The sequence below is a fragment of the Dictyoglomus sp. GBS genome (assembly GCF_055179815.1).
Genome location: NZ_CM143687.1, coordinates 1,854,227 through 1,867,518 on the forward strand (window position 1 = coordinate 1,854,227; position 13,292 = coordinate 1,867,518).

Here is a 13,292-nt window from a genome sequence, read left to right on the forward strand (position 1 = left end):
AAAAAGATCACGATTAATAATTTTTAATATTTCTTAAATATTTCTTGGATATAATAATTCGTGAAAAAAATAACAATTTGTGGAGGTGATAGCTTGAAAAATATATCTAAACTAATCTTCACATTAACCATTCTTCTCTTTATTCTTTCAGCAAACACCTTTTCCCAAATTCAAGAGATAAATGTTTTAATACCTTTTGGACCATCTATAATTCCCTTTGCTCCTTTAATGTCAAGCAACAATCAAGTAGATATAAAATTTAACTTTATTATTTGGAGAACAATTGATGAACTGGCAATAAAAGTTAAAGATGGGAATTTTGATATATTGATTTCTCCTTTTGTAACCCTTGTAAATCTTCAAAATAAAGGAATTATTAAAGCAAGACATTTAGCCACATTTAACTGGGCTTCTTTTTATCTTGTTACTAATAAAAATAAGAAAGATTTTGTAGGAGAAAATATATATATCGCTCAAAAAGGATCAACCCAAGATATTATATTTTCTATTTATCTACAGGAAAAGAATTTAAAAGACAAAGTCCATATCTACTATTCTACACCTCAAGAAATAACCACACTTTTTATAGCTAAAAAGATAAATTATGCCCTACTTCCAGAACCCTATGTTTCCATGTGCCTTTCTGAAGGAGGATCTATAATCCTTGATATCCAAAGAGTATATAGAGATTTTAATAAAGCCCATCTTCCTATAACATCTATAGGTATTAATGAGAAAATAAGGAAAGATTTAGTAATAAAAATAGATAGAATTTTTAGGGATAATTTCAAGAAACTTCATGATAATCCAGATCCTTTTATAGAAAAAGCATCCAGTATATTGAAGATAGATAAAAATATAATAAACTTATCCTTTAAGAGACATTCCTTTAGATATCAAGGAAACTCAGCTAAAAAAGACTTATTAACATTTTTAAACTTTATTTTGGAAAAAACACCTCAAGTAATAGATAATAAATTGCCTAATGAAGAATTCTTTAAGATTTAAAATAATATTTTGGATTATATTTTTTATATTTTGGTACCTTATGGGGTTAAGGGTGAATTCCCCTGCCATATTCCCTTATCCCCATAAGGTAATCTTAAAGACTATTTCTTTACTTAGTGACACAGAATTTTTATACCACCTCAGTTTAACTATTATTAGATCATTAGTAGGCCTCTTTTTAGCCTTCTTTATAGGATTTATATTAGGAAACATAAAAAATAAAAAATTCTATGTGGGAATAAGGAATATAATAGATATTTTTCAGAGTAATCCTTTAATTATATGGATTACCTTAGCCTTACTATGGTTTGGTTTTGGAAGCAGAACTGTCATTTTTACTACCTTTATTATGCTATTTCCTAATCTTTATCTTTCTGTCTATCATGCTATTAAAAATGTCCCTACTGAATATATAGAACTTTTCAAAATATATCCCATCTCTAAAAAGGATTATATTACCAAATTCCTAATTCCTTATATTAAACCATTTATACTTCCAGTATTAGCAAATTCAACCATTTCATCCTTCAAAATATCAGCCATGTCTGAATTTTTTGCTACTAATAATGGAATAGGCTTTCTCTTAAGCTATGCAAAAACCTTTCTCAATACTGAATATATCTATGCCATATCTATATATCTCTTTATTATAAGTAAACTCTTAGAATACATATTTAGAAAAATGAATATCTTAAAGGAGGATCTTAAATCGTGACTGCAATTAATATTATAAACCTGAAAAAAAGCTTTGATGACAAAAAAGTATTAAATGGAATATTTTTGAAAGTAGAAGAAGGAGAAAAAATTGTAATCAAAGGCCCAAATGGCTGTGGTAAAACCACTCTTCTTAAAATTATTGCAGGCCTAATAAAGCCTGATGAAGGTATTGTAGAAATAGGACCAGGCATTAAAATATCCTCTATGTTTCAAAATCCTATCTTTTTGCCCTGGTTAAATATGGAAGAAAACCTTAATTTAACTTGTAAAGATCCAGTAAAATTAAAAGAACTTATAGATTATTTTAAATTGAAAAATTACCTGAATCTATTTCCGCAACAGCTTAGCGGGGGTTATCTGCAGATATTTTCTTTTGTAAGGACTTTTACTATTCCCCATAATTTATTACTCCTTGATGAACCCTTCAAATCTCTGGATATAAATCTGAAAGAAAAAGCTAAAGCCTTTCTTAAATATCATTTAGATAATAATAAAAAAACGACCCTCCTGATGGTTAGCCACCAGGAGGATAGAGAAGATAAAGAGATCGCAGATAAAATATTTAATCTTTTTTGATTTTTCGCTCTTTAACTTCTAACATGTGTTTTAAAGATAAAAGTCCAGAGGTTATATCCTCATTTCTCACAATTACATCCTCAGGTACCTTTATAAAAGTGGGTGCAAAATTCCAGATAGCCTTTATTCCATTCTCTACCAAAATATTGGCTACCTCTTGAGCAGATTCTTTAGGTACACACATTACACCTATCTCTACATTAAACTTTTTTATGACTCTTTCTAAATAATCCATAGGAAGAACTACTAAATCTCCAATTCTCTTTCCAATTTTATTGGGATCATTATCAAAGATACCAACAATTTCAATATTATAGTTAGCAAATCCGGGATAGTTTGTAATAGCAGTACCTAAATTTCCCGCTCCAACGATTATAACCTTAGTTGATTTTCCAATACCAAATAACCGATTTAATTCCTCCAGCAGATCCTTTACATTATAACCTACCTTAGGCTTCCCTTTGTACTCAAGATATGATAAATCTTTTCTTACTTGCTCTGGAAGAATGCCAAGTCTTTCTCCTATCTCTTCAGAAGAAATATATTCTTTTTTCTCCTCAGAAAGAAGTCTATGATATAATTTAAGCCTCTCTAAAGTAGCTTTTGGAAACATTATGAATTCTTTATTCTCCTTTAACATACCTTTTTAACATCTCCTTTATCTTATCAGTATTAGCCTCACTAATAAGTATATCATTTATCATAACATTGGGAGATTTGTCACAATTTTCTGTACAGAAAGTACCCACAACTTCAACATTTTTTGCCCAATCTTCTTTTCTTACCATTTCTATAAGATCAGAAAGAATTTTATATGACCCTTTCATATAACAAGAAGTCCCAAGACAAACCCTAACCTTTATTTTTTCTTCGTCAGGCAAAGGAAGAGTTAAGATTTCAATATCTTCTTCAGGAACTCTTCGTTTAGGCGAATAAGTGGTATGTAATAGACGATGAGTTTCGTGGCTTAAAGGATGCTTTAAGTATTTATTATATAGATCCATAAGGTATGGATTTTCTTGAGGAGTTTTTATTGGATTTACACTTACCATATCCTTTAGAATCTTAGCTCTATTTTTTCTTACTATAGTATCATTAGGATAAGGTTGTCCACCTCCACCTATACATCCATAACCACAAGCCATAACCTCTATAATATCTACTTGTAAAATTCCATCCTTTATATCTTTCATAACCTTTTTAGCATTACCTAAGTTAAATACTGCCATAGCCTTTACTTCCTTACCATCTCCAAGAGTTATATTGAAAAGTCTTATCCCCTTTTCTATTTCTTCCTCTTTGAATTCCTTAATCTTAACCTTATCATTTATTACAGAGAGTACAGTACCTAATACTCCTCCTGTTTTGCCAAAATCAAGTCCTCCCTGAGAATATAAATTAAAGGGCTTATCAAAGGCTTCAGGATTAAAATTCGATAATTTTATACCACTTGCTTTTATCATCTGTATAAGTTCCTTAGTTGTTAAAACCACATCCACTATTCCATTATGTTCCGGTCTTTCTGCTTCATACTTCTTAGCTGTACATGGCATGATGGATACTAAAAATATATCTTCTTTGGGTACCCCGATCTCCTTAGAGTATATCTCTTTTATAACAGTACCCAAGGCTTGTTGTGGGGATTTAACTGTTGATAAGTTATCTATATAGGCTGGAAAAAACTCTTCCACATATTTTGCCCATGCAGGACAGCAAGATGTAAGCTGAGGAAGTCTTTCTCCCTTCTCTAATCTATCTAAGAATTCGTGTGCCTCTTCATAGGCTACAAGATCAGCCCCAAAAGGTACTTCAAAAACCTTTACAAAACCTAACATCTTTAAAAATGAACTTACCCTTCCTGCTACAAAGAGATCTTTTTCCATTCCAAATTCTTCCTGAATAGCTGTCCTAACAGCAGGTGCCATCATACCAATTACAACTTTCTTCTTATTCTTTAATGCATTATAAACCTTATCTATGTCGTTCCTTACATAAAGAGCTCCTGTAGGACAATATGCGACACATTGACCACAATAAACACATTCAACATCTGCCAAACTATGTTCAAAGGCTGGTGTAACTTTTGATACAAAACCCCTTCCCGCAATATCTATGGCGGCAACCCCTTGAAGTTCTTCACAAACTCTAACACAGTCTCCACAAAGTATACATTTTGTATTATCCCTTACTACAGGAGAGAGCTTATCTACACCACCATCTTTTCTTACATTATCAAACCTTATTTCTCTTATACCAAAGGCTTCTGCATACTCTTGGAGTTTACAGCTTCCATTTCTTTCACATGTGGTACAATCTCTATTATGGGATGCCAAAAGAAGTTCTAATATACCTTTTCTTACCTCATATATTTCGGGAGTATTAGTTCTTATTATCATTCCTTCTTCTGGCTTTAAGTTACAAGATGTGACAATATTCTTCCCATTTACCTCCACTAAGCAAAGTCTGCAGGCCCCATAAATAGATGCTTCTGATAAATAACATAGATTAGGTATCTCAATGCCCACCTTCTTTAGAGCTTCAAGAAGGTTTCTCTCATTATCTCCTATTATTACTTCCCTTCCATCCACATATATCTTCATAATTATCTGCCTCCTTTATCTGATCTCTATAGCTTTAAATTTACATTTTTCAAAACAAAGTCCACACTTTACACATTTATCTTGATCAATTGAATAAGGCCTCCCTCTCTCTCCAGAAATAGCCCCCTGAGGACAAGATCTAGCACAAAGTCCACAACCCTTACATAGCTCCGGATTAATAACATATTTCTTAAGGGCAGTACACATTCCACTAAGACATATTCCTTCAATGTGAGAAACATATTCATTTCTAAATAATCTTAAAGTACTTAGGATAGGGTTTGGAGCAGTTTGTCCAAGCCCACATGCAGAGGCTGTCTTTATAAGATTAGCAAGAAATTCTAAATTTTCCAAATCTTGCCATGTACCCTTTCCTTGGGTAAACCTTTCAAGTATTCTATATGATTGCATCAATCCTTCTCTACACGGAATACATTTTCCACAAGATTCTCTCTTTGTAAAATCAAGGAAAAATCTTGCTACTTCTACCATACATGTCTTTTTAGAAAGTACTACAATACCACCAGAACCTACCATAGCACCAGCAGATTTTAAAGAGTCATAATCTAAAGGAAGGTCTAAATAAGCATCTGATAGGCAAGCTCCAGATGGCCCTCCTATTTGTACTGCCTTAAACTCTTCACCCTCAGACAATCCCCCACATATATCAAAAAGAATCTGTCTTAATGTAGTGCCAAATTCCACCTCAATAATACCAGTAAGTTTCACAGGTCCAGTTACAGAGAACATTTTAGTCCCAGGAGAATTAGGCACTCCTCTTTTTCTATAATTTTCTACCCCATCTCTTATAATCTTTGGAACATTGGCGTAAGTTTCTACATTGTTAATAAGAGTAGGATATCCCCAAAGCCCAGTTTGAGCAGGATACGGAGGCCTTGGTCTTGGCACTCCTCTTTTCCCTTCAATAGAGGCTAATAGAGCTGTTTCTTCTCCACATACAAAAGCTCCAGCCCCTTCTTTTATCTCTATATCAAAAGAAAAACCTGTACCAAGAATATTATCTCCAATTAACCCCAATTTTTTAGCATCCTCTATTGCCTTTCTAAACATAGAAACCGCTACTGGATATTCAGCCCTAATATAAGCATAACCTTTTTGAGCCCCTATAGTGTATGCTGCAATAAGCATTCCTTCTAATACCGCATGAGGATCTCTTTCAAGTAGAGTTCTATTCATGAATGCACCTGGATCTCCCTCATCTCCATTACACACCACAAATTTTTTATCTCCCTTACTATTTTTTGTTATTTCCCATTTAACTCCCGTAGGAAAACCTGCTCCTCCTCTTCCACGAAGACCAGAATCCTTTATCATCTGCACTACTTTATCTGGACTTTCTTCTTTTAATACTTTTAAGAAAGAAAGATACCCTCCTCTACCCATATAGTCATTTATGTTATCGCATTCACACTTTCCTATTTCTTCCATAATATAGAAGGATTGGGCCTTGAAAAATTTTGCATCCTCAAGACTAAATACCTTTTCAGAAGTAGCAGGATCAGTAAAAAGGAGTCTTTCAACTGTCCTACCCTTTAATATAGTTTCCTCAAATATTTCTTTTACATCTTCTGGTGTTACTTTTGAATAGAAATATCCATAAGGCATTACAATTACCCAAGGTCCATCAGAACATCTCCCACAGCATCCTGTTCTTTTAACATAAGATTCATCCCCCTCCAATTTTTGGAGTTTGGCATTAATATTGTTCTTTTCAAAAAGTTCTTTTAATGCAGAAAAAATTTTTAAAGCTCCTTTTGCTGCACAACCTGTACCTACACATACAAATACATTGAGACTTTCTAATCTTTTCTTTCTTTCTATTTTTTGCTGTTCAATATAATTTAAAGCCTCATCAATTGTCCTAAGCATTTTCCCTCTCCCTTTCTTTCAAATTTCTTATTATCTCTTTAACCTTTTCATGAGTAAGATTTCCGAAAACTTCTTCATTAATAACCATAGCAGGAGCAAGAGCACAAGCTCCTAAGCATCCTACCTGATCAAGACTAAACAAAAGATCTTCTGTAACCTCTCCAGGTCCAATACCTGTCTCTTCCTTTATTGCTTCTATCAACGATGTGGAACCTGCCATATGACATGCCGTACCATCACACACCAAGATGGTATATTTACCTTTTGGTTTTAAGGAGAACTGAGAATAAAAAGTAGCAACACCATATATTTTTGCAGGTGGTATATCAAGGGCTACACCAATATAATTGACCACATCTTCTGGTATATATCTATATTCTTTTTGTACATCCAAAAGAATTTTTATAAGATTGTCTTTGCGATACTCATGCTTTTTAAGAATCTCCTCTACTTTTGCAAAATTTCTTTTTAGTTTCATAAAAACCCTCCTAATTAGTAGTATTCAATACTTACAATCTTTCCTTTACTTTGCAAAATTTCTGCTATATCTTGAACAACTCTAACTTTTAATGATAAGTCATAACTAAATAAAGGATTTTGATAAGCAGGATTTATAGCTCCTCCCACTAAAAAATGTACGCTATCAGCCTTTTCCAATAAATCTATAATTAAACTGGCACCATAGCCCACATCTCTAATCTGCCCCGATAGATATCTGAAAACTTGCGTTAAAGTAATAATACCCTCTGTAACAAGATTAATTCCTTCCATATAACCTATAGGAGGAGAATTCTCAGATATAGTTTTTAAATCCAATTTCACCTCCTTACCAGTAATTTTGCTAACCACTTGAGCAGTAGAACCCCCACATATAATCTTATTTCCTTGTAAACTTAAAAATCTTTCTACTACTTCTTTATCACGATTAGGATCAGATGGAGGACCTACCATGATATTTACTTTACTGAATACTCTAAAATATAAGGCTGCCGCTAAAGCATCATCTCCCTTGATTCCCTTATCTAATCTCTTTGCTTTATCTATAAGGTGATAAACTATCTCTTTAGAAGACAATCTATAATGCATCAGATTTAAGATTTCTCGCTTTATATTATCAATTCCAAAACCCAAAGGATATAATTTAGTACCTAATCCAGCCTGAGAAATACCGTCTGTCATAATAAATAGGACATCTCCCTCTTGCGGATGAAGGGTGCTTTCAAATATTTCTCTTCCTTCTATCAAAACCTTCTTTTTAGAAAGCTCAAAGAAAATACCATTTCTAACAAAAAGTACTACAGGGAATTCATATTCAGCTATATAGAGTTGATTAGTATCAGCTCTATACAATGTACTGCAAAAATTGGCATAGCTTATTCCTCTCACTTTACATTTTGGAAGTGTTGCTAAAATACTTCTCACAACATCATCCAATCCCATATCATTAAAAAGCATAGTTGTTGCCATTGATGCAGTTAATGTGGAAAGAATACTTGCTTTTATTCCACTACCGAGACCATCAGAAACGGTAACAGCAACCCTATCTTCACCTTTTTTTATTTTTATAGTGTCTCCACAAACCTCTTCTCCTTCTTTATTTTTAAAGGCATAAGAAATATCACAGGTCAGCATTTTCTTTTTTCAAAAACTCCTTAAATTTAGCAAAATAACTTTTAGTCTCTGCTATAGATTCACCAAGAAGACTAGCAATTTCTTGAGCAAGAAGCATTTGTCTGTTAATTACTTCTTCGATCTTCTCCATACTTTCCTTTTTAAGGAGGTTTAATTCTTCTTCCTTTTCCTTTTCACCTGTAATATCAATAAGTAAAGATACCTTTCCTGACTGATCAGGAAGTATAAAAGTTTTTATAAAGAAAACATATCTCTTATCATCAATTAATATTTCTAATGGATTTTTACCCGATTCGATCTCCTCAAGGACGTAATCTAAAAGAGGTAATTTATCCTCAAAGAATTTCTCCCCAAATGGATTTAGATAAAGTAAAGTGTTATCTTTATATATAATTACAATACTCGGAAAATTTTCTATAATAGCATTACTTACAGAGCTTACTTTATCTAAAAGATAGGTAATACACATCTCCTTTTCAGCTTTCCCCAAAATAACTGCTATAGCCTTATCCCTACATGTAGCATATCCACAAGCCCCACAATTGAGTTCCTTCTTAGGATTATCCTTCCCCATCTCTCTTAAAACTGCCTTTATCTTTTCCTCAGGAATATCTATAACTTTCTTTTGGGGTTCAAATCTCTTTCTTATATTTAAGTCTATATCTTCCCAATTAATTACCTCTCCTTCTAAACTTTTCATCCTTTCAGTATAAGATATGATCCTTCTTCTCTTTTCCAAAAGAGTTAGATCTTTCCTAATAGCAGGTCCATTAATACACCCACCAAAACAGGCTGATGCCTCCACAAAAAATCCTTCTCCATAATTATTAATCTTCTCAAAAAGCCTAATAATGTTATCTACTCCCTCAACCACTAAATGATTCTCCCAATTACCATCAAGAGTTGAATTAATACCCCCACTTATTGGATATATTCGGGCTCTTTCAGGGAATGGAGCATTAGGGAAAGATTCTTCAAGAGAATCTATATCAATATTATTTTTCTTAATAAAAATATCTAATTCTTCAAAGGTTAATATAAGATCCACATAATTTTCCCCATCTTTCTTTTTTGCTATACAAGGCCCTAAATATATCACAGGAAAATCGCCAAAATACTTTTTCATATATAGAGCATGTACATTCATGGGAGATAAGAAGGGTAAAAGATAAGGTATAACCTCAGGATAATATTTCTCTGCTAATTCGTATACTACAGGACAGGCTGTACTTATAGAAGTTTTACCTTTTCTTAAATTGACATATTTTTTATAGTAAAAGGAAACCATATCCGCACCTAAGGAAGTCTCTTGTATATATGTTGCTCCTAATTTCCTTAAAAAGGTAATAACTTTAAAAGGTTGATCAAAATGGGCAAAGAATGATGGAGCTATGGATATAAGAAAAGGTTTATCAATATATTTTTCTAAATCTTCTACATCAGTTCTATAGATCCTGGCATGTTGTGGACATATCTCAATACATGTACCACAGTATACACAATCATCATCTATAACTGATGATTTACCTTTATTAAACCTTATGGCTTTTACAGGACAATTCCTGAGACATTTATAACAATATTGACAATTGATCTCTTGTGTTAAGATAAGCTTATCCATATTCTACTCCTATATTGTTCATTTTTTAACGTTATTTTTTTCACAATATATTTTATTAACCTCGAAAATCTATGTCAAATTAAAAAAATATTAAGGGTTTTTAATTGTTATTAGTTACACTTTAAATTTTATAAATAACACAATTAATCAATAACTTGATAAGAAAGGAGAAAAGTATTATACTATGTACAAATTAAAAGCTTAAGAGGAAAGGGAGGTGTAAAAGAAAAGAGAAAATTTTTATTTTTTTTAAACTCCTTTGTAACCTTTTACATTTTATAAAAGGGGGTTTATACTATGAAAAAGTTTTATGTGCTATTACTAATTTTAGCTTTTACTTTATTTGTTGCTGGATGTGCAGGTGCCCCGACAACATCAAAAGAGACTGAACAAGCAGTTACTGAAGTAAAGACCCCAGAAGGTACAGCAAAAGTTGTGAATGTAACAAAATTAGGCATCTTTGATGAATCTATCACGTTTTCTACACCATCTAATTGGTATATTGTGGTACAAGGAACAGCAGAAGTAGAAGAATATGGTGCTAAAAATGGAGTATTTTATGTAAAGATCAAGAATCCCGGCGATGCTTTCTGGCATATACAATTTGGAAGTCATGTACCACTCTCTGCTAATAAGAAGTATAAAATTACTTTTGAAGCAAAGGCCGATAATCCGAGAGATCTACAGATAAGAGCTATTCAAGATCAAACATGGGAAATAGTAGAACAAAAAGTTTTTGACCTTACCACTGAGATGCAAAAGTTTGAATGGGAATTTACCCCCAAAAAAGACGCCCACATAATAGTTTTTGATATGGGCAAAATAAGTGAAAAAAGTATTGCAACTACAATTTATCTGGATAACGTAGAATTAGAAGAAAATTAAAAGTAAAAGGGGGAGGGAAATATATTTCCTCCCCCTTTTATCCCTTTAATATTTCATCTATCTTTCTTAATTCATCATCAGAAAAATCTAAATTCTTTATACTATTAACATTTTCTTCTATCTGAGACGGTTTACTTGCACCTATGATAACAGAAGTTACTACCTTTTTTCTTAGCACCCATGCTAAGGCAAGTTGAGCAACACTTTGTCCTCTTTCTTTGGATATCTCTGAAAGTTTTTTAACCTTTTCAATCCTTTCAGGAGTAATATCACTTTCTTTTAAAAACACACCTGATTTTTTAACCCTCGAGTCATCAGGAATACCCCATAAGTATTTTTCAGTAAGAAGTCCTTGTGCCAATGGAGAAAAAATAGTAGCCCCTATTCCCAGGTCTTCCATTACAGGAAACAATTTTTCCTCTGGATATCTAAAGAACATGTTATACAAAATCTGATTCACAATTATCTTTACTCCCATTTTTGAAAGGGTTTCATAAGCTAATTTTGTTTCTTCAGGTCCATAATTTGATATGCCTACATAAAGAGCTTTGCCCTGTCTTACAATTTGATAAAGAGCCTCCATAGTCTCTTCTATAGGTGTCTCTGGATCTGGTCTGTGATGATAAAAAATGTCTATGTAATCTAAATTCATTCTCTTTAAACTTTGATCAAGACTTGCTATAAGATACTTTTTACTTCCCCAATCTCCATATGGTCCATCCCACATCTTATATCCAGCCTTTGTGGAAATCACAACTTCATCTCTATAACCTTTTAGATCAATTTTTAAAATTCTTCCAAAATTTTCTTCTGCAGATCCAGGAGGTGGCCCATAGTTATTAGCAAGATCAAAATGGGTAATACCAAGATCAAAAGCCTTCTTTACCATCTCTCTCATATTTTCAAAAGAATCATTATAACCAAAATTATGCCAGAAACCCAAAGATATCACAGGTAATTTTAAACCACTCTTTCCGCACCTTCTATAAATCATATTCTCATATCTACTTGGATTTGCTAAGTAAATCATAAAATACCCCCATTAAAATTACTATTTTATCGCCACACTTACATTATCAAAGAGAACTGATGGAAAAACTCCCATGCTGTATACATATGCCCTGTTTTCTATACCTACCACATTTTTCATAACCTCATAAATATTTCCAGCTACCATAGAATCTTTCACATGTCCTACAATCTCTCCATTTTCTACATATAATCCAGGAGAAAGTCCGATAGAGAAATCTCCATTAGGGATATTTCCGCTATGGGCACCTAAAGCTCCTGCCACTATAATGCCTTTATCTATTAATCTTATAAGATCGTAGAAGTTTTTATCTCCTGTTTGCATATAGAGATGCTCTAAAGAAGGAGATGGCCTTACTCTTATACTTTCTTGTCCCCAGTCTCCTGCTCTATAACCATGTCCTGTAGAATTTGTATTCATCTTTCCAGCATAATAAAGATCATAATAGAAGTTTCTCAGAATTCCATTTTCAACAATAGGCAATACTTTACATTCAACTCCTTCATCATCAAAGCTTCTTGCATTTGGTAAAAGATCATTCAAAGGATCATCATATATGGTTATTGAAGTATCAAAGATTTGCTCTCCAATTTTTCCTAATAAAGGCGTAGTTTTTTCATAGACATTCTTACCATTAGTAGCAAAAATTAGTCTCCACATTAGCACATACATGGTACTTGGTAAGAATAATACCTTCATTTTTCCACCCTTGGGTCTTACCTCTTTTTTAGAACTATTGTATAAAAAGGCAATATAATCAATGTCTTCTTGAGAAAATTCTCTAAACTTTTTATCTACAACTAACCTAACTATAGCAGAGTAGGAGCCTGGATACATAGCTTCTGCATGACAATAATATACAGAAGTCTTAACAGAATAATCTACTCCTTTGCTATTCAATATCCTTAAATTTGTAACTGCTTTATGAAGACCTACATTTATCTGAGTACCAGTTTTATGAGATAATATCTCAGAAATTCTTTTTCCTTCCTCCACCATCTGAGTATTTGTAAGGTTTTCTATCTCTGGATCATAAGTATTCAAACTTTTAATACCTTTTCTTTCTGGAAAATGGAACTCTACTTTTACATCTCCCTTTAAAGAGTGGATTGCATTTTGTATAAGGAGTTCTGGATCTATGAGATTTTTTGTATAAGAAAAACCCAATTTTCCATCTTTTATAATTCTAAGAGATATTCCTGATTGCATACTACTTTCTATATCTTTTAAACTACCATTTTCAAAAGATATATTTGAAACAGAATAATCTATATAATATATTTCCACCTCATCTGTATATTTTTTAGTCATATCCATCAATCTATCTAACATT

The 13,292-nt window shown here is 32.6% G+C and carries 12 protein-coding genes; 4 read left to right on the top strand and 8 right to left on the bottom strand.

Annotation, left to right across the window (positions count from 1 at the left end; translation table 11 throughout):
* Positions 1-93: 93 nt before the first annotated feature.
* Genes ACY3IT_RS09230 through ACY3IT_RS09240 form a run of 3 tightly spaced genes read left to right on the top strand, consistent with a single transcriptional unit; the run spans position 94 to position 2,301 of the window.
* Positions 94-1,008, top strand: a complete 915-nt coding sequence (locus ACY3IT_RS09230; protein ID WP_463082652.1) for an ABC transporter substrate-binding protein — start codon at positions 94-96, stop codon at positions 1,006-1,008.
* A 40-nt stretch (positions 1,009-1,048) separates the two neighbouring features.
* Complete coding sequence (locus ACY3IT_RS09235; protein WP_463082653.1) at positions 1,049-1,723, top strand: ABC transporter permease; 675 nt, start codon at positions 1,049-1,051, stop codon at positions 1,721-1,723.
* Complete coding sequence (locus ACY3IT_RS09240) at positions 1,720-2,301, top strand: ATP-binding cassette domain-containing protein (RefSeq protein WP_463082654.1); 582 nt, start codon at positions 1,720-1,722, stop codon at positions 2,299-2,301. Before ACY3IT_RS09235 ends, ACY3IT_RS09240 begins: the two co-directional genes overlap by 4 nt.
* Here ACY3IT_RS09240 and ACY3IT_RS09245 read toward each other — a convergent pair.
* The 6 genes from ACY3IT_RS09245 to ACY3IT_RS09270 are packed head-to-tail and all read right to left on the bottom strand — an operon-like array spanning position 2,288 to position 10,044.
* Complete coding sequence (locus ACY3IT_RS09245) at positions 2,288-2,941, bottom strand: redox-sensing transcriptional repressor Rex (protein ID WP_463082655.1); 654 nt, start codon at positions 2,939-2,941, stop codon at positions 2,288-2,290. The genes ACY3IT_RS09240 and ACY3IT_RS09245 overlap by 14 nt on opposite strands.
* The gene (locus ACY3IT_RS09250) at positions 2,925-4,901 is read right to left on the bottom strand and encodes a [Fe-Fe] hydrogenase large subunit C-terminal domain-containing protein (RefSeq protein WP_463082656.1); all 1,977 of its coding nucleotides are present in this window, start codon (positions 4,899-4,901) and stop codon (positions 2,925-2,927) included. The genes ACY3IT_RS09245 and ACY3IT_RS09250 overlap by 17 nt, the downstream gene beginning before the upstream one ends.
* 15 nt (positions 4,902-4,916) lie before the next feature.
* The gene (locus ACY3IT_RS09255) at positions 4,917-6,791 is read right to left on the bottom strand and encodes an NADH-ubiquinone oxidoreductase-F iron-sulfur binding region domain-containing protein (protein ID WP_463082657.1); all 1,875 of its coding nucleotides are present in this window, start codon (positions 6,789-6,791) and stop codon (positions 4,917-4,919) included.
* Positions 6,784-7,269, bottom strand: coding sequence for an NADH-quinone oxidoreductase subunit NuoE (nuoE, locus tag ACY3IT_RS09260; protein WP_463082658.1), 486 nt, complete (start codon positions 7,267-7,269; stop codon positions 6,784-6,786). The genes ACY3IT_RS09255 and nuoE overlap by 8 nt, the downstream gene beginning before the upstream one ends.
* Before the next feature lie 14 nt (positions 7,270-7,283).
* Complete coding sequence (locus tag ACY3IT_RS09265; protein ID WP_463082659.1) at positions 7,284-8,423, bottom strand: SpoIIE family protein phosphatase; 1,140 nt, start codon at positions 8,421-8,423, stop codon at positions 7,284-7,286.
* Entirely contained in the window at positions 8,410-10,044 is a 1,635-nt protein-coding gene (locus tag ACY3IT_RS09270; protein WP_463082660.1) for a [Fe-Fe] hydrogenase large subunit C-terminal domain-containing protein, read from the bottom strand. The genes ACY3IT_RS09265 and ACY3IT_RS09270 overlap by 14 nt, the downstream gene beginning before the upstream one ends.
* A gap of 297 nt (positions 10,045-10,341) precedes the next feature.
* Here ACY3IT_RS09270 and ACY3IT_RS09275 point away from each other — a divergent pair, with 297 nt between their 5' ends.
* A complete protein-coding gene (locus ACY3IT_RS09275) occupies positions 10,342-10,929 on the top strand; it encodes a carbohydrate binding domain-containing protein (RefSeq protein WP_463082661.1) in 588 nt (195 codons plus the stop codon).
* A 37-nt stretch (positions 10,930-10,966) separates the two neighbouring features.
* Here ACY3IT_RS09275 and ACY3IT_RS09280 read toward each other — a convergent pair whose 3' ends face one another.
* Complete coding sequence (locus ACY3IT_RS09280; protein WP_463082662.1) at positions 10,967-11,959, bottom strand: aldo/keto reductase; 993 nt, start codon at positions 11,957-11,959, stop codon at positions 10,967-10,969.
* A gap of 21 nt (positions 11,960-11,980) precedes the next feature.
* Positions 11,981-13,291: a TldD/PmbA family protein gene (locus ACY3IT_RS09285; RefSeq protein ID WP_463082664.1), complete on the bottom strand. Its 1,311-nt coding sequence runs from the start codon at positions 13,289-13,291 to the stop codon at positions 11,981-11,983.
* Position 13,292: the final 1 nt, after the last annotated feature.

What these genes read in the sequence shown, in the direction of transcription:
- ACY3IT_RS09280 (WP_463082662.1), bottom strand. Translation starts at nt 11,959, where the DNA reads ATGATTTACTTAGCAAATCCAAGTAGATATGAGAATATGATTTATAGA.
- ACY3IT_RS09275 (WP_463082661.1), top strand. Translation starts at nt 10,342, where the DNA reads ATGAAAAAGTTTTATGTGCTATTACTAATTTTAGCTTTTACTTTATTT.
- ACY3IT_RS09250 (WP_463082656.1), bottom strand. Translation starts at nt 4,901, where the DNA reads ATGAAGATATATGTGGATGGAAGGGAAGTAATAATAGGAGATAATGAG.
- ACY3IT_RS09265 (WP_463082659.1), bottom strand. Translation starts at nt 8,423, where the DNA reads ATGCTGACCTGTGATATTTCTTATGCCTTTAAAAATAAAGAAGGAGAA.
- ACY3IT_RS09270 (WP_463082660.1), bottom strand. Translation starts at nt 10,044, where the DNA reads ATGGATAAGCTTATCTTAACACAAGAGATCAATTGTCAATATTGTTAT.
- ACY3IT_RS09245 (WP_463082655.1), bottom strand. Translation starts at nt 2,941, where the DNA reads ATGTTAAAGGAGAATAAAGAATTCATAATGTTTCCAAAAGCTACTTTA.
- ACY3IT_RS09285 (WP_463082664.1), bottom strand. Translation starts at nt 13,291, where the DNA reads ATGTTAGATAGATTGATGGATATGACTAAAAAATATACAGATGAGGTG.
- ACY3IT_RS09235 (WP_463082653.1), top strand. Translation starts at nt 1,049, where the DNA reads ATGGGGTTAAGGGTGAATTCCCCTGCCATATTCCCTTATCCCCATAAG.
- nuoE (WP_463082658.1), bottom strand. Translation starts at nt 7,269, where the DNA reads ATGAAACTAAAAAGAAATTTTGCAAAAGTAGAGGAGATTCTTAAAAAG.
- ACY3IT_RS09255 (WP_463082657.1), bottom strand. Translation starts at nt 6,791, where the DNA reads ATGCTTAGGACAATTGATGAGGCTTTAAATTATATTGAACAGCAAAAA.